The 23,590-nt window shown below is 50.3% G+C and carries 17 protein-coding genes; 3 read left to right on the top strand and 14 right to left on the bottom strand.

From position 1 onward, the window contains the following. Positions 1-88 precede the first annotated feature (88 nt). The 5 genes from AC56AD_RS07195 to AC56AD_RS07215 form a co-directional block, all read right to left on the bottom strand. Positions 89-259: an AlbA family DNA-binding domain-containing protein gene (locus tag AC56AD_RS07195; RefSeq protein ID WP_223294006.1), complete on the bottom strand. Its 171-nt coding sequence runs from the start codon at positions 257-259 to the stop codon at positions 89-91. A 156-nt stretch (positions 260-415) separates the two neighbouring features. After that, complete coding sequence (gene recD2 / locus AC56AD_RS07200; protein WP_012508171.1) at positions 416-2,629, bottom strand: SF1B family DNA helicase RecD2; 2,214 nt, start codon at positions 2,627-2,629, stop codon at positions 416-418. Then, complete coding sequence (locus AC56AD_RS07205) at positions 2,619-2,927, bottom strand: HU family DNA-binding protein (protein ID WP_012508172.1); 309 nt, start codon at positions 2,925-2,927, stop codon at positions 2,619-2,621. The genes recD2 and AC56AD_RS07205 overlap by 11 nt, the downstream gene beginning before the upstream one ends. 181 nt (positions 2,928-3,108) lie before the next feature. Continuing rightward, the gene (locus AC56AD_RS07210) at positions 3,109-5,613 is read right to left on the bottom strand and encodes a PAS domain S-box protein (RefSeq protein WP_012508173.1); all 2,505 of its coding nucleotides are present in this window, start codon (positions 5,611-5,613) and stop codon (positions 3,109-3,111) included. 116 nt (positions 5,614-5,729) lie between these two features. Continuing rightward, positions 5,730-7,592 (bottom strand): ATP-binding protein, encoded by a 1,863-nt coding sequence (locus AC56AD_RS07215; RefSeq protein WP_012508174.1) that lies wholly within the window; start codon positions 7,590-7,592, stop codon positions 5,730-5,732. Between the two features lie 422 nt (positions 7,593-8,014). On the opposite strand from AC56AD_RS07215, the gene AC56AD_RS07220 reads away from it, so the two are divergent. The 3 genes from AC56AD_RS07220 to AC56AD_RS07230 all read left to right on the top strand — a co-directional run bounded on the left by AC56AD_RS07220 (position 8,015) and on the right by AC56AD_RS07230 (position 9,173). Further along, positions 8,015-8,221, top strand: coding sequence for a hypothetical protein (locus AC56AD_RS07220; RefSeq protein WP_190274038.1), 207 nt, complete (start codon positions 8,015-8,017; stop codon positions 8,219-8,221). 206 nt (positions 8,222-8,427) lie between these two features. Further along, positions 8,428-8,838: a hypothetical protein gene (locus AC56AD_RS07225; RefSeq protein WP_190274039.1), complete on the top strand. Its 411-nt coding sequence runs from the start codon at positions 8,428-8,430 to the stop codon at positions 8,836-8,838. Positions 8,839-8,852: 14 nt separating this feature from the next. Next, on the top strand, positions 8,853-9,173 hold the full coding sequence (locus tag AC56AD_RS07230; RefSeq protein WP_012508175.1) for a hypothetical protein: 321 nt from the start codon (positions 8,853-8,855) through the stop codon (positions 9,171-9,173). Between the two features lie 108 nt (positions 9,174-9,281). Here AC56AD_RS07230 and AC56AD_RS07235 read toward each other — a convergent pair whose 3' ends face one another. The 9 genes from AC56AD_RS07235 to AC56AD_RS07275 all read right to left on the bottom strand — a co-directional run bounded on the left by AC56AD_RS07235 (position 9,282) and on the right by AC56AD_RS07275 (position 23,527). Then, the gene (locus AC56AD_RS07235) at positions 9,282-9,719 is read right to left on the bottom strand and encodes a YXWGXW repeat-containing protein (protein ID WP_012508176.1); all 438 of its coding nucleotides are present in this window, start codon (positions 9,717-9,719) and stop codon (positions 9,282-9,284) included. A 155-nt stretch (positions 9,720-9,874) separates the two neighbouring features. Further along, positions 9,875-11,605, bottom strand: coding sequence for an exodeoxyribonuclease V subunit alpha (gene recD, locus AC56AD_RS07240; RefSeq protein ID WP_012508177.1), 1,731 nt, complete (start codon positions 11,603-11,605; stop codon positions 9,875-9,877). 3 nt (positions 11,606-11,608) lie between these two features. Further along, positions 11,609-15,208, bottom strand: coding sequence for an exodeoxyribonuclease V subunit beta (gene recB / locus AC56AD_RS07245; RefSeq protein WP_012508178.1), 3,600 nt, complete (start codon positions 15,206-15,208; stop codon positions 11,609-11,611). Beyond that, on the bottom strand, positions 15,205-18,411 hold the full coding sequence (gene recC, locus AC56AD_RS07250) for an exodeoxyribonuclease V subunit gamma (protein WP_012508179.1): 3,207 nt from the start codon (positions 18,409-18,411) through the stop codon (positions 15,205-15,207). The genes recB and recC overlap by 4 nt, the downstream gene beginning before the upstream one ends. Continuing rightward, positions 18,401-19,720 carry a DNA-processing protein DprA gene (locus tag AC56AD_RS07255; RefSeq protein WP_012508180.1) on the bottom strand — a complete coding sequence of 440 codons (1,320 nt, stop codon included), beginning with the start codon at positions 19,718-19,720 and terminating at the stop codon, positions 18,401-18,403. Before AC56AD_RS07255 ends, recC begins: the two co-directional genes overlap by 11 nt. A gap of 2 nt (positions 19,721-19,722) precedes the next feature. Further along, positions 19,723-21,798, bottom strand: a complete 2,076-nt coding sequence (locus AC56AD_RS07260) for a RecQ family ATP-dependent DNA helicase (RefSeq protein WP_012508181.1) — start codon at positions 21,796-21,798, stop codon at positions 19,723-19,725. 281 nt (positions 21,799-22,079) lie between these two features. Continuing rightward, positions 22,080-22,721 carry an HAD family hydrolase gene (locus tag AC56AD_RS07265; RefSeq protein WP_012508182.1) on the bottom strand — a complete coding sequence of 214 codons (642 nt, stop codon included), beginning with the start codon at positions 22,719-22,721 and terminating at the stop codon, positions 22,080-22,082. A 107-nt stretch (positions 22,722-22,828) separates the two neighbouring features. Next, complete coding sequence (locus AC56AD_RS07270) at positions 22,829-22,984, bottom strand: hypothetical protein (protein ID WP_498984428.1); 156 nt, start codon at positions 22,982-22,984, stop codon at positions 22,829-22,831. Between the two features lie 102 nt (positions 22,985-23,086). Further along, the gene (locus tag AC56AD_RS07275; RefSeq protein WP_012508183.1) at positions 23,087-23,527 is read right to left on the bottom strand and encodes a YccF domain-containing protein; all 441 of its coding nucleotides are present in this window, start codon (positions 23,525-23,527) and stop codon (positions 23,087-23,089) included. Positions 23,528-23,590 lie beyond the last annotated feature (63 nt).

Consider the following 23,590-nt stretch of genomic DNA (forward strand, 5'->3'; position numbering starts at 1 on the left):
TACCTTACAGAGGATTCGGGAATGGAAACACGATACATCACCGTGTTATTTACTAAAAATCCACCTCAAATAAAAACCAGATAATGGGTTACGAAAATTTGTATGCCGATGCAACCGGAATTTCAGGGTTATGAACGGCTGCGGTAAACTCTCCATTATCCTCAACGCCAAGAAAAATCCGGCCACCCTGTACATTCGCGAAGGGAACAATCTCCTTTGCCAACTGCTCAGGCAGAATATCATCCCTTTTAAATTCCACACTGGAATTCTCGCCATTGGCAACAATTTCAAAAAATTGAGCTTTAAGCCGAAGTCACCTCCCAATCCATACTTTGTTGACACCATATTTTCCACGATAAACATAATGCGGTAATACCTCAAAACAAGAAGCGCCAAAAGAGAGGTGCGCACATTGTCAGGCAATCCGTGCTGTCAAATTTGTTACCCTGCTGTTTGATTTCTGGGTCTTGACGGCTATGCCGAGGGCTTTGGGTTCTCCGATGATGATGACCAGCTTTTTGCCACGGGTAACGGCGGTGTAGATCAAATTCCGCTCCAGCAGGGTGTAGTGCTGCATGGCAAGGGGGATGATGACTGCCGGGTATTCTGATCCCTGGCTTTTGTGGATACTCGTTGCATAGGCAAGTGAAACTTCATCGAGTTCGCCAAACTCATATTCTACCTCCCGGCCATCGTAGTCGACCAGCAGGATGCTCTCTTCGGTGTCAATTTTGAGGATCTGGCCAATGTCGCCGTTGAAGACCTCTTTGTCGTAGTTGTTGACGGTCTGGATCACCTTGTCACCGGGAGCAAAGATTGTGCCGAATCGGGTTATTTTCGGTTCAGCTTTGTCGTTGAGCGCTCGTTGCAGTTCAACATTAAGTGCACGGGCACCGAGCCCTCCCCTGTTCATCGGAGTCAGCACCTGAACCTCCTTCACCGAATGGAGGCCGAACCGTTTCGGTATGCGCTCGGTGATGAGCTGGATGAGTTTGTTGTAGATCTCTTCGGGAGATGAGGCAGGGATAAAGTAGAAGTCGGAGAGGCCGGGGCCCTCAAGGTTGAGCGGTATCTCTCCGCGATTGATCCGGTGGGCATTGATGATGATACGTGAGGATGCGGCTTGGCGGAATATTTCGGTCAGGCTGATTACGGGTATGCTGCCGGAGCGGATAAGGTCGGCAAGTACAGCGCCCGGGCCAACGGATGGAAGCTGGTCGACATCTCCAACCAGCATCAGGGCGGCTTTGTCGGGAATGGCGGCGAGGAGGCGGTTCATGAGTACGATGTCAACCATGGAGGCTTCGTCGATCACGACGAGGTCGGTTTCGAGCGGGTTGTCGCGGTTGCGTTTGAATCCGAATGACTGGGGATCGAACTCCAGCAGGCGGTGAATGGTTTTGGCTTCAAGAGCGGTTGATTCGGAGAGTCGTTTGGCCGCCCTTCCGGTTGGTGCGCAGAGGGTAACGGTAAGCTTTTTTGCCTGAAGTATGAGCAGAATGCTGTTGACGAGGGTTGTTTTTCCTACCCCCGGTCCACCGGTAATGATCACAGCCTTGTTTGAAAGGGCAAGGCTGATGGCTCGCTGTTGTGAGTCGGAGAGGGTAAGTCCGCTCTTCCCTTCTACCCAGGGAATTGCCTTGTCGGTGTCAATCGATCCCCAGGGCAGCTCTCCACGGAGCAGCCTCTGGATATGGGTTGCAGTGCCGATTTCGGCCCGGTAAAGGGGTGTCAGAAAGAGTGCGGGAGTGCCGTTTATCTCTTCACGGACAAGGTTTTCTGCAGCAACTTCTGCATTGATCGCTGTTTCGATGATCGTCGGTGTAATTTCAAGCAGTTTGGCCGCTTCAGCTACAAGCACCTCCCATGGGGCTGCACAATGGCCGTTTCCGGAGATCTCTTGCAGGATATGTCGAACGCCTGCTTGCGCACGAATAAGGGAGTCGGGCGCAATGCCAAGCTGCATGGCAAGAGTGTCGGCAGTCGTGAAACCTATGCCGTGGATGTCGAGGGCAAGGCGATAGGGATTTTCGGTCACCTTGATAATCGACTCGTTGCCGTAGGTCTTGAAGATCCTGACCGCGCGGCCAGTTCCGAGTCCGTGCGACTGAAGAAAGACCATGATCTCTCTGATCACCTTCTGGTCTGCCCAGGCAGCAGCCACCTTTGTCATCCTTTTCTGGCCAATACCGGGAAGCTCAAGCATACGCTCCGGTTCTTCCTCAATAACGGTAAAGACCTCCTCTTTAAAGGCGTAGACCAATGCTTTGGCAAAGTGTGGGCCAATTCCCTTGACCATGCCGGAGCCAAGGTATTTTTCGATTCCTTCCAGGGTGCTTGGCGGCACAACAGTCAACCGGGTTGCCCTGAACTGCAATCCATAGGTACGGTCATTTTGCCAGTTTCCAAGGCATTCGACATATTCACCGGGAGTAATGGAAGCTGCCGAACCAACAACAGTGACCAGGTCACGACGCCCTTTTACCTTTGTCCGCAGGATGCAGAAGCCGGACTCTTCGCTGTGAAAGGTGACCCGCTCAACCGAACCAGAGAGCCGTTCAGTCAAGGGGCCGCCAGAAATAGTGTTGTGAGAAATGCTTTGGTGAGACGACGAACTATTATTCGTCATCAGATTTTAGGCTTTCACTCACGGCAAGCTTGAACTCTTTGGAGATTTTGAATGCCGGGACATTTTTTGGTTCAACGGTCACCTTTTCCCCTGTTCTTGGGTTCCTTGCCTGGCGAAGATTTTTGTGGCGAATATTGAACGAGCCAAATCCCCTGATCTCTATTCGTTTTCCGGCTTTCAGAGAATCAATGATGCTTTCAAACAAAGAGTTAACCACAGATTCCGTTTCGTTTTTTGTCAGACCTGTTCTGTGGGCAATAACATTGACCAGATCAACTTTTGTGGTTGTGGTTCCCATGGTGATGTTGAGCGTTAAAATTATGGGAGAGTATGGATAACCATGCAATTTACTATTATTTGGCTTGATTCGAATGTATAAATTATCGCTCTTCGGTCAGCCATGCTGGTTGCTCTCCCATTGTGCCCGATTCTTTCCGGCTGAGACCGCCGCATGGACGGTGCCGGAATGATGCTGTTTTTCAGGGTATTTGCCGTGGTAACGATATGGTAAATACCGTAGCACCGTCAGGAAACGTAACAGAAATAGTCCCTTTATGTTTCGTTACAATAATATCATAGGCAATGCTTAACCCAAGCCCCGTACATTTTTCGGAGCTTCTGGTGGTAAAAAACGGGTTAAAAATATCGTTTCGAATTGCTTCCGGTATGCCGGGTCCGTTATCAGTAATTGAACAGTAGACATTGTTGCTGTCGAACCAGGTATGCAGAGCGATTGTGCCCTTTGCATTTCGCTGTTGTGACTTGATGGCATGGACAGCGTTGAGAATCAGGTTGAGCAATACCTGCTTGATTTCCTCCGGATTACACTCAACAAGCGGCAACTCCCCAAACTCAGTGGTGATGTCGGCGCATACACTGTGTTCATGACTTGTAATGGTGAGCGTATCAATGACTCCTTTATTGATATCGAAAAGAATCTTTTTGTCAGCCGCGTAACGGTGCGACAAGTTCCTCATGCCATTGATAATCGTGGTAATACGCTCAAAACCACGTTGTGATTCATGAAGAATCTCCGGGATATCATTGACCAGCGTATCAAGAGCAAGTTCTACCTCTTTTTGGCGCAACTGCTGCAGGTCACGGTCAGAAAAGGTGCCATTCTCAAGTTTGCTGGTAAGGTTTTGATACTCTTTGAGAATAGATTGTAAATCGGAAGTGATTTCCTTGATATTTGCAAAATTTATCGTGATAAAATTCAGCGGGTTGTTGATTTCGTGGGCAATGCCTGCAGCAAGCTGACCGACCATCTCCATTTTCTGGGAGTGCCGAAGCTGATAGAGCATCTTTTCGCGTTCTTCTTCGGCGATTTTTTTTGCAATAATGTCCCAGGTCTGATTTGCAAGGATATTTAACCAGTTAACATCGTTCTCGTCATAATCCCCCGGTTTATTTCCAATTCCCATGATTGCAACAACCCTGTCGTCACGAATGACTGGTACAACCAGTTCGCGTGTAACTTCATGATGGCCCTTTGGCATTCCTTTGAGATGCTTGAGCGCTGAATAATCATTATGAATTACCGATCTCCGTTCCCGTAAAGCATCCGCCCATACCCCAGCCTTTTCCAAAGGATACTGCCCACCCATTCCATCCGCCAGCGACATATTCTGAAAGGAGTTGGTTGAACAGGCTCGCAGTGAAAGTGACATCTGGTCTTTCGAGACAAAAAAAACAAACCCGATAGAACTTTGCGTCATCCGTTCGGCCTCATCCAATGTCATTTGTAGCAACACTTCCACCGAAGAGGTTTCTGCCATTTGGAGGGTACGAAGGCGGAACGTAATGAGAAATTCATAACGCATCCGCTCGGTAACGTCATGAATAATGGAATAGAGGAGAATGCTCCCTGCAATTTCAACCTTGTTACTGAACACTTCCACATCACGAAAAGAGCCGTCAGCCCTCAAATGACGAAATAAAAAGTAATTTTTTTTCGATGTTACGCTGTTCTCCATCTCCTCTTTCACCACTTCAGAAGGGAGCGTATTGATTTCCTGTATGCACATCCGTCGGAGCTGCTTGATTGTCCACCCATAAAAATCCGCAGCCGCCTGATTGGCATCAACGATGCGGCCTGTAACCGGATCGATGACGATCATGATAGCAGAATGGCCTTGAAAGAGTTTTCTGAATCGCGTTTCACTCTGAAGCAAAGCCTTTTCTGCCTGCTTGCGTTCAGTGATGTCATGGATAATTGCGTAAAGAAGCTCTTTCCCCTCAATTTCAACCTTGTTGCTGAATACCTCAACATCGCACAAAGAACCATCAGCCTTGAGATGCTGACATAACAAAAGGTTTTGTTTCGATGTACTGATACCTTCCGGATTCGTTATGACCTCTTGATCTGAGCTCGGATTGATTTCCTGTATACGCATACGGCGAAGCTCTTCAATCGACCATCCATAAAACTCGGCAGCAGCAAAGTTGGCATCAATAATAGTGCCAGTAACTGGATCAAGAAGCAATTTGATGGCTGAATGGCTTTCAAAGAGTTTTCGGAAACGGACTTCATTTCGCAGTATCGTCGCTTCGGCCTCTTTTCGCTCTGTTATGTTATCGATTATCGATACGAAGTATCCTTTTTCGGGACTATAGACGGAGATATCAAGCCATAACGCCAACGTTTCCATATACAGTTCAAACCGATCCGTGATCCCGCTCTCGGCAACACCAGCCTGTCTTTCAATAAATTCGGGATGTGATTTTTCAATACCGGGAAAAACCTCTGTAGCTCGTCGCCCGGTAACCTGCGTCAAGCCCGTCAGTGTTTCATAACTGGCATTAACCTCTATATGGATAAAATCTACCGGGTGACCCTCCTCATAAATTACCTTGCAATAGGCATAACCATTGTGCATGTAATCAATAAGATCCCTATGGCACGATTCACGATCAATGAACGACTCAGGAGTCTGCTTGCGTTCTGAATGGCCATTCTCTTCTTTCTTGCTGTGATCGGTCATGGATACAGGTTTTCTCTATATGACTCCAAACCATTATAGTATCCAATATATATAAGAAACGTATAAATAACCATTGCATCTCTGCTTCGTCACTCTGTCACATACTTCTTACGTTTTCATGATTTTTGCTCCTGTGCTGCACGAAGTAACGCCCTGCCTTTGTCGGTTAAACGGTATTTTTGTAATCGACTGTTTGGTTTTTCCGGAATGGTGTACTGAATCAGTCCGGCCTCTCTCATATCAGGCAGAGCTTTACGCAGATTCCCGCTCAACTGCTTGTGCCCCAGAGCCGCAGCGATCTCTGCCGAGGAAAGAGTCTGTACTGAACAGGCAGCAAGAATTCGGATACGCACTTGTGCCTCAATTGGAGAGTTATCTTGTGCTTCACAAAAAAGCATACCTTGTGCCCGAATCAAGTTGTGCCCTTGCGTTTTTTCACTAATGTCAACTTGTTCTTCTACTTGTACTTTTGTTGAATTGTCAGGAATGGAGCTTGCTGCATGAACGGCTTCCCCTTTTGCTGTTAGCCGGTATTTTTGCATACGACTGTTATGGCTTCCAGGAATAGTATACTCCAGTAGCCCTGCTTCCCTTAATCGAGGCAGAGCTTTGCGCAGATTTCCGCTCAACTGCTTGTGCCCAAGAGCCGCAGCAATCTCTGCTGATGACAATGGCGCTTCCGAACACAGCGCAATAATATCATGATCGACATGCCCTCTGACTTGTGCCCTTATTACCCTGTCACCCCCCCACTCATCTTGTGCTTTTCTTGTGAGTTCACCTTGTGCCTCCACAAGAAGTTGTGCTTGTGCTTTTGGTAATGTGTGACTCTGCTCGTCTTGTGCTTTGGTTGTTGTGCTCTGACCTGGTGATGCGAAGTAGATAACCATTCGTACTCGCATACCGATCTCCATAATCTGTGGTTCAGGCAATCCATAATCTGTCGCTTCGTTGAAAATGGCTCTTATGCCGCTGCCCCAGCGTTCAGTAAGATTCAGCTCGCGGAAAATTCGGGCAATAACATGATTGCGGATTCTCGATGAGCCTTGCCTCATGGTATCAAGGGTCATACCTGGGAGAAGTGTTCCGGGATTTTCAATTTCGATACGGTCATCAAAAAAGGCGATCCTGATTGGTGCGCCACGTTGGGAGTAGTCGGCGTGCATCAGTGCATTAATGACAGCTTCACGCAAAATGGTGAGTGGTATTGGTCTCTCTTTTTTTATATGCCGATATAAAAACTGCATGATGCTCTCAACCGCTCCGGGCAGGTGATCGTATATATCTGTATGGTCAAAAATAACAGCTTTGTCGGTTCCTGTGAATCGTCCACATTGCACCCATGCATCGGAAAAATGGAGTATGCGCTCTTTACCGAAGAGCAGAATGGCTCCTTTGGTGGGTACAAGTCGTCGTTGGTACGATGTGAGCAGTTTGATCGTAACCAATGCCTGCTCATCTAATTTCCAGTCACCGGCAAAAAATTTTTGTATCGCAACTAAATCAAGATCATCTTTACTCAGTTCTGGTATGGGCATTTCGTCAAATGAGATTCCTTCTGCCGACCGGCCAAGTTCAGCGACCAAAGCGGTATCAGCCTGATAATTGGATCTGCCAATCCGGACATAAACGCCCTGTTCATGACCTTCTGCTTTGAGCCAGTGTGGACGTAATGCGCTTACAAACACTTCAACAACCAAAAGCGTTGTGTCGTGTATGGTGATGAGCTCTATATTGGGTATCAGATGAGGTGCAATACCGTCGGTTATCAGACTGCGAAGCCTCTCTTCTTCATCAAGTGGAGCTTTCATGCCAACAATTTGCCTGTCCTCTCCCACACCGATAACTAAACGCCCTCCTGCTGTGTTGGCAAAGGCCACAAGCGTTTTCATCAGAAGCGTCGGTGATGCGCAATCCCGCCTGAATTCCAACGTTTTTCCTTCAGGTTTTGTGATAATAGTGTTCAGAAAATCACTCATTGAAGCTCCTTAAACCAGGGAGCAAGCAGCTTGTTAAACATAGTGTTTTAAGAATCATACTGTTGCTTGCGATAAAAGAGTTGGCTGAATTGATCAAATAACCTTAAATATACAAATCTCTTGTGCTCTTTTCTGCGGTTTTGCTATTTCTATAACGAAGAGGAACAAGTCCGCTTTTACTGTGTTAAGACTCTTCCTGAAAAAAATAGTACGCAACGGTTGAACGAAATTACTTCTGACTGCATTGTAGCAAATTGTTCAATTGAGATTCGTTTTTCGTGCGTCAAAAAAGAGTACTCCTACATCAGGAGTTCAATGTTGCCGGATATTGAGCAAAAAGCTGAAAGTTTTTTAAATTCACAGTGATAATAAAATGTTGCCATCGTTTCAATGAAATGTTAAACGTGATAAGGAGAATGACAATGAAAAAACAGATCTGGCTGGCTGCCGGAATTGCGGGGTTGCTTTGTGTTCATGCACCGGCTGATGTTCAGGCGGATATCGGTATACGTCTTGGAGATGTTCGTATAGGCATTGGAGATGACCGGCCAACTTTTGTTATCGATACACGTCCTGACTTTATATTTGCAGGATCGGGGTTTTTCAGTTTCCATCGGCGGTCCTTATGATATCATTTATTACGGTGACAGGTATTACATGTACCGTAATGGTGGCTGGTATCTTTCTTCAGATTATCGTGGTCCGTGGATCATAATCCGGGATCGCAACCTCCCTTATGCGATTAGAAGGCATAGTTTTAATGATATTTGGAGATATCGCGATCTGGAATACCGTCGGCACGACCGCAGATACTGGGATGATCTGAACAGACGGTATGATCGCCATTACAGGATTGAACGGGATCGACGCGATGACCGTCGTGATGATCGACGCGATGATCGACGTGACGACCGACGCGATGATCGACGTGACGACCGACGCGATGATAGACGCGATGGTGGCCCTGGTCTGCAGGGTGACGGAAACCGTGACGGTGGACGCGGACCTCAGGGCGATGGAAACCGTGATGGCGGACGCGGGCCTCAGGGTGACGGAAACCGTGACGGTGGACGCGGGCCTCAGGGAGATGGAAATCGTGATGGTGGACGCGGGCCTCAGGGTGATGGAGACCGTGATGGCGGACGCGGGCCTCAGGGCGATGGAAGCCGTGATGGCGGCAGAGGACGATAACGAAAAGAACCCGCCCCTTATGGTACATATCAGATACGGGGAGATTAATTTTTAAAAGGAGAACTGATTATGCATAAAAAAATCTGGCTCATTGCAGGAATTGCCGGAATGCTTTTTGGAATGCCACAGTCAACCATTCAGGCTGAATACAGAGGTGATCGTTTTGAGGAGAGAGGGCCTCGGAGGGGTTATGATGATCGCCGATATGATCGGAGGTATGACAGGGCACGGATTGAGAGACGGTTGGAACGAGAGGAAAGAAGACGCTGGGAACGTGCAGAACGAAGACGGATATTGCGTGCAGAGGAGAGACGTCGGCTTCGTCGCCTTGACCGTCTTCGTGACGAACGTCGTTATGAACGTCGTTATGAACGGGACAGAAGATACTGAGAACTAATTGTCCAAGTCAGGAAAAAACTTCCGGAAAAGGTATAAACAAGAAGGGAACTGAAATAAAAAGTTCAGTTCCCTTTTTCTGTTTAATCAACTGCAAAGCAATCAGTTTCTTCTTCCGCCGTCATTCGGGTATTGGTTGTGGTCACGCTCCCTGTTGTGGTCGTAATGGTTGCGTCTGCTTTCGTGCCGACGATACTCAACATCACGGTATCTTCTGATATCCTCCCAACGATGGCGTCTTATCTGTCTTGGAAGTCTGCCCTCTCTGACAATGACCCATGGGCCGCCAAAATTGGAAGAGATGTACCAGCGATTATTATGGTTAACGTAATAGCGACCATTGTAGCGGATGATATCCTGAGGCCCTCCTGCTGAAACGTGGAAACCAAGATTCGGAACATTGATAAAATTTGGACGGGTATCAAGAACAAAAGAGGGTGGCCTGTCTCCTCCTATACGTACATTGACTTCAGCTTGAGCAGCGGGGCTTCCGAGAAGCATTCCTGCAATTCCTGCAGCCAGCCAGATCTGTTTTTTCATAGCGATTCTCCTTGGTTAAGATTTTGTTCTGTAACGAGCGTACTTTGTTGTTTAAAAACGTTCTGAACAGGATTGCCTTACCGTATGTCACTCTGACTATTCCTGCTCACTACAACATCTGACGATCAATTCAGTTCTTTCCAGCGCATCTATTCTCAGAAATGTAAACCAGAGCTCCTTTTTGTTTGTTTTTTTACCGCAGCACAGAAAACCTCTTCATTCGCCCAGATTTCAACGCTCTCTTTTGCCCTTGTAATACCAGTGTATATAAGTTCTCTTGTGAGGATTTCACTGTCAATCGGTGGCAGAAGCATCAGCAGGCGATCAAACTCCGAGCCCTGACTTTTGTGAATGGTTATGGCAAATGCGGTTTCATGCTGAGGCAGCCGCTCCGGTGCGATGCTGCGGATTTCGCCATCTGGAGCGAAAAAAAAGGCTCTTAGGGAACCTCCATTTTCAGGATCGGGGAAAAGTATGCCTGTGTCGCCATTAAAGAGACGCATTGCATAGTTGTTGACCGTAATCATCAATGGACGGCCGCGATAGAAGGTGCTGGCCGGACTGATAAGAGCCTTACGGGCGAGGATGTTTTCGACTGTTCGATTAAGTCCACTTACCCCATAGGGGCCGTCGCGAAGGGCACAGAGTATTCTGAAACGGTCAAACCGCTCCAGCGCCTCAGCGGGCGATGCAGCATCAAGGTAGCTGTGAAAGCCTTCGACTGCTTTGTTTGCCAGAGCATGTTGCAGCTCTTCAGGTGCAGGCAACTCCTGCCAGGTGACACCGCTTGACCTACTCCTTTTCAGAAGGCTTACAGCTTCCCTTTCCAGCCCTTCATTGACGGCCCGACTGATTTCAGCAATACCACTGCCAGGATGAAAACGATAGTTTTTTTCAAGCAAAACCATCGAATTGCTTAGTGGTGAGGCATTGTTATCTGATCCTGCACTGCAAATATCTCCAAACACCGAACCAGCTTCAACCGATGCGAGCTGATTGTGATCACCAAGAAGAATAAGACGTGCGTCAGCTTTGAGTGCTGTTACCAGCAGACTCATCAGTGGCAGAGCAACCATTGAGGCTTCGTCAATGATAACGGTATCAAAAGGAAGAGGATTGCTTGCCGAATGGCGAAAGCGGGAGGAACCCGAAATGGTTCCGAGAAGGCGATGAATCGTGACAACATCGTCAGGAATTGCTGATTTCACCTCATCTGAACAGTCAAGAGTGCGTTTGATATCACTGATGGATGTTTTCAGCCTTGCCGCTGCCTTCCCTGTTGGAGCCGCCATGGCGATCCGCTGCTTCATCCCCCACTTCTGCTCACGCAGCAGAGCAAGAATGCGAACAACCGTCGAAGTTTTACCTGTTCCCGGTGCGCCGGAAAGAACACAGAACTGCCTGCGCAGGGCAAAAACAGTCGCATCCTTCTGACGGTCACTTTCCCGCCTGCCACTTGACGGAAAAAGTCGTTCAAGAGCGTCAAGCAGTATGGTTTCATCAATATTGTCAAAAGCGGCTCCTGCTTTTCGAAGAATCGTTCTTTGGAGCTCCTGTTCATAATGCCAGTAACGGTAGAGATAGAGGCGACCGGTAGCATCAAGCACCAAAGGACGAAAGTGGCCGCCGGGAAAACTGACGACAGTAGCGCTCTTCAAAAGCTCCATCAGAGCATCAAGTCGGGGAAGACGAAACTCCTTGTTCTCAATTACAATGCTCTCTTCCGCAATATCCTGAAGGTTCAGGCAACTGCTCCCCTGCCCGACAGCGCTACTGGCAAGGGATACAACAAGACGGAACAGCTCACTTACCCTGCCAGTCGCCTGGTGGCAGATAAATGCTGCAAAATGGCGATCGATAGCCCGTTCCTGATACACTCTACTCATACGTTATTTATCCTCATCTATCAGCAGATTTGTCAGCGCTTCAATCAACTCTTCAGGGGGAAGGTCGCGGAAAAAGCCGAAGTTTTCCCCGTGCTCCCTGTTCACTCCCCGAAGAAAGACATAAATTACTCCCCCGAAATGGGTGCTGTAACGGTAGTTTTTGACCCTTAACGACAGGTAGCGGTTGAGAGCCACGGTATACAACAGGTATTGCAGCGGGTAGAGGTGTTTTTGCATAGCCACACTCATGGCATCCTGAGCGTAATCCTCTTCGCTGTTACCAAGATGATTGGATTTCCAGTCAAGCAGATAGTAGCGGCCATTCTGCTCAAAAACCATATCCATGAAGCCCATAAGCATCCCCCTGACCGGGCTGAACTGCAGCATGGGTGCAAGCGAGGCAAGGTCAACTCCACTCCGCAGAAGGCCATGACGGAGCAGAAGGCCAGCAAGATGAGATGAATTGATAAACCGGAGCGGAAAGAAAAATTCCAGCTCAGTGATCCAGCTTTTCTGGCAGAGAGCGCCAAGAGTAAACAGGCTGTCGCGCGAAGCAAGAGGCGTCTCAAGAACGTTATGAATCATGGCTGTGATATGCGGCTGCCACTCCTCTTTATAGTTATAGCGTTCAAGCCCTTTTGCAACAAGCTCATGGATAGCCGTTTCGGAGGGAGAGGCAAAATCAAGCTTCTCAAAAATCCCGTGCATAAAAATTCCGGCCTGAGCCCCCCTTGGAAAGGTAAAGATGCTTTTTTCATGACCGGCGGGAGCAACGATTGCGGAGGGGACTCCCCCATCAGCCTGTGGTTCATCGCGATCAGGTAGCTCGGTGCTTATCGGTTCATGGCGGCTGAACGAGGTGAAGCTTGAAACCCGCCAGGTGGTGTCAATGGTTCCGCTGAAGTGGCGCAGTACAAGGGCATCATGCTGTGACTCCCTATCCGTCCGGGAGAGTCTGGCCATCCCGTCAACCGCTTCGCGCGTCAACAACGTGAAGCCGATTGACTCTTCTGAACTTTCGGCGAGCGACTCCAACTGCTCGGCCATCATCCCGGTGGTCAGGGTTTTTGATTCAACAGCAAGCGCCGAAGCCTGATTTTCCGAAACTCTTGTTGCACTCGATGCATGGAGCAGATAGTTGATCGGCGAGTTCTCCGAACGGGTTTTACCGCTGAAAAGATAGCAGCGATACTTGGCCCTCGTCAGTGCCACATAGAGCAGTCTGAGGCTTTCGGCAAGCGACTCCTTGTCGGCAAGCCGCCGGTTACTCTCATAGCCGGAAGAGCCGAAATCCTTCACCAGATGCCCCGCATCATCATGGAACATCAGCACCTCCCCTTTGCGGTTTCCGCCTCCCCAGAGAAAGGGGCAGAAAACAACCGGATATTCCAGTCCCTTGCTGACGTGAATGGTAACGATTTTTACGGCAGCATCATCGGTTTCAAGACGGATTTGATACTCGTCCGTCTCATCCGCAGCCCCTGTCCGTTCACTGAACCAAGCTACAAGTCCCTCCATACCGGTTCCCCGCTCATGCTCCTCACGGTGCAGCAATTCAAAACAGTGCAGCAGATTGGTCAGCCTTCGCTCACCCGAAGAGTCAGGGTAACTGAGCAGACGTCCACGCACCTCCTCCTTTGCCATCAGTTCCCGGCTCATCACCATACATCCCCGCTCATGCCAGAGCTCGTGATAGAGTCGGAACTGCCTGAGACAGGCTATCCATGACGCTTCATCATCATGAAACCTCTCAATATCGTTGCCCGACCTGCCAAGCAGATCGGTCACCAGCGCCGCACGTACCTTTGGCTCGTTGCCCGGATCAGCGAGGGCTGAGAGCAGGATGCGCACCTCTTCAGCCTCTCTCGACAAAAAGATACTCTGATTGCTCCGCATGACCCCGGCAACGCCCCGGTTATGCAAGGCGTTGAGCATAAGAGCCGCCTGCCGGTGCGTGCGCACAATAACGGCAATATCTCCGGCACTGCATGGCCTGCCGCTGAAAAGGGTTTGACCATCCTGCAGGATTCGGACAATCTCACCGGCAACGGCCGTTGAAGCCCAGGCGCCAGCATCATCCACAGTCAACATGCCGCTCTTCTCATCACTCGAATCCATCAGCCAGAGCTGCATCGGCTCAAGATCTTCCCCCGCTCCATCCGCCCTCTCCGGCTCGCTTTTCCCTGAAGCGAGCGGGTGATAGAGAATTTCATCATGGAGAAACGGCCTCATCGTATTGTTGAACAAGGTATTGAACGCCTGAAGCAGCAGCGGAGAAGAGCGCCAGTTCTCCGTCAGGGTAAAGCGCCGCTCCTCACCTACCTCACGCGCTGCTCTTATGTAGGCGAAGATATCCGCACCACGGAAACTGTAAATGGCCTGTTTTGGATCGCCGATTAGAAAAAGCGGCAACCCGGATGTCGCATAGATGCTCCTGAAGATCTCATACTGCTGGCGGTCGGTATCCTGAAACTCATCAATAAGTGCTGCGCAATACTTTTTTCTGATAATCTCGGCAAGTGCATCCCCGCCCTGCTCTGGCAAAAGCGCATGGTAGAGATCCTCAAGGAGATCATCAAAAAAACGGATATTTCCGATTCGTTTGCGCAATGGCAGGTTCTTCTGATAAAAGCGAAGCAGTTCAGCCTTGAGGGCAAGAAGACGCCTCTCCACTGCATCCTGGAGCCGTTGGCAGGAAAGGAAAAAGGGATGGGAGGGCGCCACACCTTTGCTTTTGGTGCCTTCAAGAATACCCTCAAGGGTCAATTTCGGGAATGACTCAAACAGGTCATACGCATTGCCTCCTTCAACAAAAGCATCCATCCCGGAAAAAAGCGGTTCAAGCAGGTCAGCGCGGTAATATTTGGCTGAACGGCTCAAACCCTTCTCAGTGGTCAGAAGTTCAGTTATCGAGCCTTTATGCCCCATCCAAATTGAACTGGCATCACTGTAAGCAGCCGAGCACTCCCTCTCAATCGCCGTTATCTGCTCATCACTGAAATCAGGGATAACCTCAACCCCGGTTCCGGCATGAAGGTTCTTCAACAGCGACAGGAAGGTTTCAGGAGTGAGGCGGTTACGCAGGGCATAGCCGAGCAGTGGCGCAGACTCACCGAAAAAATGTACTCTCCAGAAATCATCCACAATACCACGAAGCAGCTCTGTCTGATCAGTCACCAATTCAGTATCATAGAGTGAGCCGCTCTCGAAGGCGTTATCCTGCAGCACCCGAAGGCAGAAGCCGTGAATGGTGAAAATCGAAGCGGTATCAAAAGCGCCGAGCGCCCGTTCAAGGAGGTCGCGCACCTTTTTCATCCCACTCAGAGAGGCCGTTTCATATAGCTCACCAAGGAATATGTCGCTGGTATCGCAACCCTCCATCACCTCGAGCGCCTCACGGATACGACTGCGGATTCTGCCGCGAAGCTCCTGCGTAGCCGCTTCGGTATACGTTACCACAAGAATCTGTTCCGGCAGAAGCTCTTTTTCCAGAAGCAGGCGAAGGTAGAGCGAGGCAATAGCATAGGTCTTCCCCGTCCCGGCACTGGCCTCGATCAGGTTGATGCCGGAGAGTTCTACGGCTGCATGGTTCAGTGGTTTCATGGTGCCTCCTCCCCTGCAGCCTGAATCATCGGCCTGAGCAACTCGACGGCAAGGGAGCAGAACTCATCGTCAAAGGGATCTGCGGCGCCAAAGCAGCGCTCGATTGCCGGATCGGAGCCCTCGCCCGGGCGGTTGTTGAAGGTGTCGTCACGCCACTCCCTGCGGGCGGCATCGAGATCCTCTTTTGCGGCAAAGGCCAGTGAAGAACGCGGGAAAAAGCGCAGCGGCATGGAGAGCCCCTGCCAGTAATACTTCAGAAGATCCTCCAGATACAGGGCAGCATCAGCCACCGGAGCAAACTGTTTTTCATTATCAACCATGACAAGAGAGGTTTTTCTTGGATAACCCGGCTGATCTGCCATATTGAGCACGAGATGCTCAATCCAGCCTCGCATCTGATCCTTCATCTTCAGTTTCGCGCAGCGGTAGTGCAACAGGCTCTCTGGCCACACCCGTACAAGCTGACCGGTCAGGCGGAATCCGCCAAGCTGCAGATCGACCTCAAGCGGTGCCAGAGCGCCAGCGCCAGCGGTTTTTTCCTGCACGGTTGCGGCAAACTGCTGCACCTCATCAAGAATTTTACGGAAAAGCAGCTCACCATGGAGGGCGGGCGGGAGCACTCCCCGGCTCCGATAGAGTGGGAGCAGTTCGAGTGTATTCCCTCCTCCAAGCACAATTTCAAGCAGCTCCTGCTTCAGACTGTACAATGCGAGCCCCTCAACTGCGAAGGGTTCACGATCCTCAAGCGGCTCCACCATCCCTTCAAGCCTGATACCAAGACGCTGCTCCAGAAAAAAGCCCGCCGGGTTATCGTAAAAACGCAGAAGCTGTTTAAGCGAAACGGTTTTCCACTCCTCAGGCGGTTCATCAAGAGGAACACTCATAAAGGGGCGTGACGGAGCTGCAGGACGCTCTTTTTCAACCAGCGCATGAAAGTTCTCAGCCGAATAGCTGAAAAGCGGAGAGCCTGCAGAGTAATAGGCCCGGTTAAAAGCCTGCAAAGGGTGCCGTACCACCAGTTGCTTCTCGACGGAATCTCCATCGGGCAGGGAAAAGCCCCGGCGAACGGCATCGAGCAGTTCACTGACCAGCACCGAGGGCGGCAGCTCGCTGTTATCCCTGATGCTCTGGCCGATATAGCTTATATAGAGCAGGTCACGGGCCGAAAGGATCGACTCAAGAAAGAGGTAACGGTCTTCATTACGCAATGAGCGGTCGCCCTTCTGCGGCTCACGCGCAATGAGGTCAAATCCCGGAGCGCGGCTCTGGCGGGGAAAGGCGCTGTCGTTCATGCCGATCAAAACGACAACACGGAAGGGAATGCTCCGCATGGGCAGCATGGCGCAAAAGGTGATGCCACCCGTCATGAAGCCCAGCCCCTGCTCCTGCAGCTCAAGGTGAGCCCTCAGCCAGGAGAGCATCACCGCAGGCGTCACTTCCTGGGTGAACTCCGCCGCAGCGGCAACCTCACCAAGCTTTTCGCCAAGAGCGGCAATGGTTGCAAACTCCCGCTCGGAGACGCTGGAAGGGAGAATAAAGTCGGCCAGCAGCGCCTGAAACCGGCTGCGCCACTCCTCAAGGGTGCAGGGCCGTTCCATCCTGTTGACAAACGCTTCAACCGACGTGATGAACCCGGCAAACTTGCCGAGGGTTTCGGCTGCAGAACCAGCCAGATCATCGTAGGGCAGAATGCCGTTGAAAAGCTGATTCTCGTCCGGCATGGCATAGCCGAGCAGGAGCCGGTCAAGCCCTGCCTTCCATGAGTTCTCGCGATAGGAAGGAAGAGCCTTCGCCGTACGGTCGCCCTCATCCATCCCCCACCGAATCCCGGTTTTTTCAATCCACTCACGGATAACGTCAAGTTCGTCACTCTCCACCAAAAAACGGCGGCTTACGGGCGGAGAGGCAAGCAGGTCAAAGAGTTCGGATGCGGCAAGGCGGCTTGCAGGCAGAGCAAGCAGTTTCAGCACCGCCGAAGCAATCTCCCCCTCATGCATCATCCTCCGGTCGGCAATGGAGTAGTGCAATCCGGCGCCATTCCCTCCTGCTCCGAACACGGTGGAGATGTAGGGCGAATAGCTCTCAATATCCGGCGTCATCACCACAATATCGCGCAAAGTCAGGCCGGGAGACTCCTCAAGCATGGCAAGAATATTGTCGTAGAGCACCTCGATTTCACGAAGCGGACTGTGGCAGGAGTGAATCCGGAGCGACCGGTCAAGCGGGTCAAGCGGGCGCTGCTCCCCCTCCTCACCGGTACCCGAAAGGTTCAGAATATCGGACTGCAGGCCGTGAAGCAGGCACTCCTCACCCGGATCATCATAGCGCTCCTCCTGATGAAAAGCGCTGTCGCTCATGTCGATAATCATATCCGAAAAATCCCGTCCGATCCTGCCAAGCGAAGCGAGAAGCGGATTCCCCTCCATGCGCAGGGCCCGCTCCTCCTCCGGCAGCCTGACAATCGCCTTCCTGGCGAGAATATCGCCCCAGTACTCACGAGTCGGGCTCAGAAGAATGAGGTTCACCTCAGTCACCCTCGCAACCGCCGAGAGCATATCGAGATGGAACTTTGGCAGGTAGGAGATGCCGAAAAGGGTGATCCTCTCGGGAATCTCCTTCACCTCTGGCGACAGAGGGCTCAACTGCCTGCAGAAAAGCTCCTTCATCCTTCCCCGATGCATTCCCTCCCCGTCAGCAAGCTTCCGCCAGAGAACCGGCTGCCACTCTTCGCCGGCAGGTTGTGACTCCCCCGCCTCCCAATGGGAGAGCATCTCCGGACGGAAGAGCGTGTACTGGTCGAAGGTATCAGCAATTTTTTCCGACAACTGAAAGAGCTTGAGCCCGTCAGGATCATCAGCAAGATAGCGACGCAAGGTGCCGAAGGGCTCTGTGTCGAGCAGCTCAGGCAAAAGCCGCATGATCCTCCAGCTCATCACCTCCGGAGCAAATGATGAAGTGTCAGGCTTTTCAGAAAAGAGCGCCCCGAACAGCTCCTTCACCATCGCATTCGGAAAGGGATAGTGCCCGTTAGCCCAGACGCCGAACCGCGACGCCAGCTCCATGGAGAGCCACCGCTGCATCCCCCGGCTCTGTACCACAATCACCTCCTGCTTGAACGGTGAAGCCAGCGGCTCGCGAAGAGCAGCGGCAAGGGTATCAACCAGAACTTCCATCCGGTTGCTGGTGTAAAGGTTAAGTGGCATGGGGTACGTTTTCAAAAAATCCAGACTCTTTTATGCAATATCGGACGGGTTTATTCTTTTTTTCCAAGAGGCCTTCATCAACCAGACGCTGCAACCAAACCCTTGTTTGAAGAGGTGACAACTCTAATATCTCTGCAATCTCTGTATCTGTCATCGGTTTTTTTAACAATTGCCGTATCGCCTCTCGTACCGTAGCGAACAATCTCTGCGCCGGACTGAGTTCCGCCTCTTCAGACATGTGAAGAGGTAAAGATATATCCTCCATAATTTGTACTTGAGGCTTTTTTTGCGCCGTCTCTGTCACTGAATCTTGAACCATGCCGTTCGAGAAGAGCCCGATGGAAGCCTCTCTCTCAACTGGAATCAGAGATGGCGATGTGTCAAGTACAGCTTCAAACGCCTCGACGTCATGAGGCTCCGGCCAAGGCAGAGCTCCCCTGTCACGCAAGGCATCGATACCAGTTGAAGCGCTTCCCGTTGATCGAACATAGACTGGAACCAGCCGTAGTTTCTCAAGCTGTTCAATCGCACCCGCCCAAGTTCCGCCTTTATTACTATCAGAATTTACCACCAGCGAAGCATCGGACAAGGCATAGATTAACTTGTTGCGTTGCATGGCATTGCCGACATTGAAACCCGCACTTGGATCGTAGGGTGAAACCAGAACCAGGCGACCCTCTACAATCAGATTGCGATTTTCACGTTGCATTGCCGTTCTTTCCAGACGATCAGCAAGAACCCCGCAGACCTTCCCGCCAGCTTCAAGAGCGCCCCGCATGGCGGCCTGATCGATACCCTTCGCACCTCCGGAAATAATCGTCCTGCCTGCACGAGCAGAGAGTTGGCCGATCGACATTGTATAGTTAATCAGCTCCTCATCCACTTGCCGTGATCCCACCACGGCAAGGCCACCAGTTTCCAACAGATGGATATCGCCGCAACCATAAAGCACTGCAGGTGCACCTTCCCGCAATCGTGCCTTCATGCGTCGGGGATACGCAGCATCAGCGCGGCTGACCACCCAGAGAGCACGTGCCTGCCACTGCTCAACAACCTGGCTGAGCAAAAAGCCACGCTCAAGAAGGGTTTGCATACGTTTTTCCTCAACAATATGCTGGCATGAACGATGCAGATTTTCTGCTCCCGGAAGCAACAGATCGGCAGGTTCGTGATGTATGTCGTGCACATAACGAGCCAGACGATTGTACTCACCCGGCGACAGAAGGTCAGGCGATGAGCTGCCGTGACCAGCAATCAAGGGAGCCGTCAGCAGAAGAATGGCTTTTGTATTCGAAGAGAGTTGTTGCATTGTTAATCGTATCCTGTTTGAGCAAGTGCCAAAGGCCAAACCTCACCACTTCCATATGTTCTCAAGAGCCAGGCAGATACCGTCAATGTCCAGCGAGAATCTACCATGTCGTCAACCAGAAGAACCGGACCATCCGGCACTCTTTGTTCCTTGACCGCGAGTGAACCATCAATATTTCGAGCCTGTTGGGTACTGTTTGCCATTGTTTTCTGTTCTGGCCGGTTATTTGTTTTTACAAGAAGCAGTTGAAACGGCAGTCCCAGAGCATCAGCAAGGCGCTTCGCAAAATCCGGAACGAGATTGGGGTGACGCAACGACGGAACGCACGTTACCCATGTCGGTGCTGGTTCCGGATTCCATTGCTGAATCATTTCAACACAAGCAGTAACCAAAATATCAGAAAAACAGTTGTCATGATATTTTCCTTGTCTGACGAGTCCACCCCACCCTGCATCACCCCAAACACAGAGTGTTTTTCCGGGCCCTGCCTGCAGGTTTACAGGAATTTTTCCTTTCACCCGATATTGTGGCATACCACCGGCAGGCCACTGAAGTCTTGGCTCAATAGGCAAACTGGTGCGGCGCAAAAAAGCGACAGCCTCCTGAACAAGAGCCTCTTCAACAGTTATCGGTAACGGTAACAATAAAGGAAAACTGACCTCATTCGGATCACCATCAAGCGCCTGAACAAGAAACCCCATATGTTCACCAAATGGAAGTTTAAGATATTCCTGCATTTGTCGTTGTTCATCACGACGTAACGCGGTAAGTCGATCCGCACGAGCCCAAAATCCTTCACCAAGTTTGGCGGCTGTCAATTGCCACTTGCTCCCTTGCTTTGCGACAGGGGCGGGTGATTCCAGCGAGAGCAATGCAATGGTCTTTTCAATACGTCCATAGCTGATATTCACTTTTCCCTGAAGTTCAGGCACAGAGAGCCCCGAAGGTTCATTTTCAAGAGCGTTAATGACATCATCAACTTCCTGCCTGGTCGGAAAAGCGCTCTTGATAAACCAATCAGTAATATCCGTCTCTTCCCTGCCACTCAGCAAGATACCATATGCTGATTCAAGAGCACGTCCAGCACGCCCTACCTGCTGATAATAGGCAACAACCGATCCCGGCATCTGATAATGAATCACAAATGCCAGATCCGGCTTATCGTAACCCATTCCCAGTGCGGAAGTAGCAACAAGAGCTTTAACCCGGTTATTAAGCAGAGCCTGCTCAAACTCCGGCCGGCGATCACCAGTTTCGCCCGTGTAGGCTTCAACATTGAACCCACGACTTTTCAGCCAACCTGCAACCATGTTCGCGTCACGAACGGTGAGGGTATAGATGATTCCGTGGCCTTGAAGCGTATCGAGCTGTTCAGCCAGCCATGCAAGGCGCTGGGCTTGATCAGGTAGAGATATGGTTTGCAAGGTCAACGAAGGACGATTCAAATCACCACGGAACACCTCCAATTGCGGCCCAAGCACTTCGACTAAATCATCCATGACACGATTGTTTGCGGTAGCAGTAGTTGCCAGAAGTCGCAGGTTTGGTGGCAAGGTTTTGACAATCCGTTCGAGCAGTCGGTAGTGGGGTCGAAAGTCGTGCCCCCAGTCAGAAATACAGTGCGCTTCATCAATAACCAACATCGCAATCTGCGAAGCAATAGGAGCCAGAACATTGGTGCGGAAGCGTTCATTCGCAAGTCGTTCAGGTGAAATGATCAGAATATCTATCGCATTACGAGCGATGCTCATTTCAACTTCAGCCCAGTCATCCGGATTATCTGAGTTGATCGTCACTGCATGTACACCCATTCGCTCTGCAGCCTCAATCTGATTTCGCATCAATGCAAGCAATGGTGAAATCAAGAGCGCTGGACCATTACCCCCTTCACGAAGCAATTTGGTAGCGATAAAATAGACAAAGCTTTTACCCCAGCCAGTCTTCTGGACAACCAACAATCGTCCCTGACCTTCAACGATATAACGAATTGCCTCCTCCTGACTCTCACGGAACACCGCACAGGGATAACCGGAACCAATCCTGAGAAGCTCCAATGCCCTTGCCGACGTATACATCATGCACTCTCCTGATGAAACTTCATTGAAAGCAGCATACAATAGATGAACCAGATACTCAATGCGTTTTTTCGAGAACAATCAAGTTTTTCATTATAGCAAACAATTACAGGCGATCAAACACGTTGCGCCCCCCTACCTTTTTGCTGCTGACGCTCTACAATGGCTGACGAGTAATGGAATTTCCATGTTTTATAGTCAAAAGATCTCCTCCGCCTGCAATTGCTGCTATCGAACAATCTCTCGGAGCTATGCGCTTATCTTCGGTGAGGTAAAGGGAAAAATCACTCCAAACAATGCATGAGATGCGGGAATGCGTTAATGATAAATGTGGGGTTGAAGCAGCGGAGTTCATCGGCTGAATGGTTGCCGTAGGTGACGGCACAGGTATCGGTGAATGCGCGTTGACCCATTTCGATATCGTAAACAGTGTCGCCAACAACAAGGCACTCTTGAGCCGGAATATTCATGGACTCCAGTGCAAGCAGCACCATATCGGGTGCCGGCTTTGGCTCTTGCACATCCTGAGCCCCGGAAATAAAGGAGAATATCTCATAAATCCCGAGATGCCGCATCATCAACAACAGCCCTTGGGTGCTCTTGCTTGAAGCGACAGCCAGCAGGTAATCGTGCCGCAATCGGTCAAGGGTCTCGTTCACTCCCGGAAACAGATGCGTCAAGTCTAAAGCAACCTCGTTGTAACGCTTTCTGTAAAGGTCAACTGCCTCAGGAGCTTCTTCAGGAGCGAGACCAAGCCCCATTTCAATTGTACGCCGCAACGGCAAACCGATACTTCGCCGGGCTCCGTCCCTGTCAAAAGCCGGAATTCCCAGATCTTGGGCGACAAGCTGCAGAGACTCCATAATGCTCGCCTCGCTATCAGCCAGGGTCCCGTCAAAATCAAAAACAAGAAGTTTGTATTTCACTCTTTCATCTTACTTCGTACAATGCTCGCCACCCTAAGTTTTATTCAGCCCCTTGCTGACTTACCCTGAATATACCAGTCATACCTTAAAGAAAACAGCAGCAGGGGTTACAACCCAAGACTCTCCGTCATAGGTTCACTACCAATAACGCCCCCTTTAAATGGCCTCAGGATTTTTTCAGGGTTTTGCAGCCATCTTCGAATGCTGTTATCAAGAGAGCCTGACAATGCAACAGGGCATACCCGGGTATTGATGTTCTTCATTGCTGCGTTCTCCTCTTAAGGCTGAGATTCAAGCTCCGAGACCGTAGCGTGGCTTTAACGCTTTGCGTCCCTGTCATGCTTATTGGACTATTCAGGATGATTTCATACTTCGGCTTTCGCTTTACGACGTTCTATTTCTTCCACCACTGCACTGTGCACACATATCTTGTTGACCGGGTTCAGATAGGTCCCGAGAGACTTGGCAATAACAAGTGCAACAGGAATATTGATAATTGTCACGAACTGCGCGGCTACTTGACAAACCGCGATTAGCGCAAGAATGAGGCCGAGGGGAAGGTAGATAATCATCACAATGGTTGAGTATGCCATCCATACCGGATTTTGTTTAACGTTGAGATCAGATTTGCTGATCATCGCATGCCCGAATGGGGCGAACAGAAATTTCCCGTACTCCATTAACCCCAGGCCAATTGGTGCTGCAACGATCGTCACTGTAAAAATAAGCCCTAACAGATAGACAAGAATAGCACTGACGAAACCGAAAAACGGGAAGTGCCACAGAATATTGCCAAGCGTTTTCATAGAATCTCATTGAAAAATTGAGTCATTTCACATTCTCCTGTCATAATAACACTCTTTCTGTTA

The sequence above is a fragment of the Pelodictyon clathratiforme genome, assembly GCF_982375515.1.

Excerpts from the sequence above, each read along its gene's own strand:
- AC56AD_RS07205 (WP_012508172.1), bottom strand. The coding sequence starts at position 2,927 with ATGGGAACCACAACCACAAAAGTTGATCTGGTCAATGTTATTGCCCAC.
- recB (WP_012508178.1), bottom strand. The coding sequence starts at position 15,208 with ATGAAACCACTGAACCATGCAGCCGTAGAACTCTCCGGCATCAACCTG.
- AC56AD_RS07260 (WP_012508181.1), bottom strand. The coding sequence starts at position 21,798 with ATGATGTATACGTCGGCAAGGGCATTGGAGCTTCTCAGGATTGGTTCC.
- AC56AD_RS07225 (WP_190274039.1), top strand. The coding sequence starts at position 8,428 with ATGATCGCCATTACAGGATTGAACGGGATCGACGCGATGACCGTCGTG.
- recC (WP_012508179.1), bottom strand. The coding sequence starts at position 18,411 with ATGCCACTTAACCTTTACACCAGCAACCGGATGGAAGTTCTGGTTGAT.
- AC56AD_RS07270 (WP_498984428.1), bottom strand. The coding sequence starts at position 22,984 with ATGAAGAACATCAATACCCGGGTATGCCCTGTTGCATTGTCAGGCTCT.
- AC56AD_RS07255 (WP_012508180.1), bottom strand. The coding sequence starts at position 19,720 with ATGCAACAACTCTCTTCGAATACAAAAGCCATTCTTCTGCTGACGGCT.
- recD2 (WP_012508171.1), bottom strand. The coding sequence starts at position 2,629 with ATGACGAATAATAGTTCGTCGTCTCACCAAAGCATTTCTCACAACACT.
- AC56AD_RS07275 (WP_012508183.1), bottom strand. The coding sequence starts at position 23,527 with ATGAAAACGCTTGGCAATATTCTGTGGCACTTCCCGTTTTTCGGTTTC.
- AC56AD_RS07235 (WP_012508176.1), bottom strand. The coding sequence starts at position 9,719 with ATGAAAAAACAGATCTGGCTGGCTGCAGGAATTGCAGGAATGCTTCTC.
- recD (WP_012508177.1), bottom strand. The coding sequence starts at position 11,605 with ATGAGTAGAGTGTATCAGGAACGGGCTATCGATCGCCATTTTGCAGCA.
- AC56AD_RS07215 (WP_012508174.1), bottom strand. The coding sequence starts at position 7,592 with ATGAGTGATTTTCTGAACACTATTATCACAAAACCTGAAGGAAAAACG.
- AC56AD_RS07230 (WP_012508175.1), top strand. The coding sequence starts at position 8,853 with ATGCATAAAAAAATCTGGCTCATTGCAGGAATTGCCGGAATGCTTTTT.
- AC56AD_RS07220 (WP_190274038.1), top strand. The coding sequence starts at position 8,015 with ATGAAAAAACAGATCTGGCTGGCTGCCGGAATTGCGGGGTTGCTTTGT.
- AC56AD_RS07210 (WP_012508173.1), bottom strand. The coding sequence starts at position 5,613 with ATGACCGATCACAGCAAGAAAGAAGAGAATGGCCATTCAGAACGCAAG.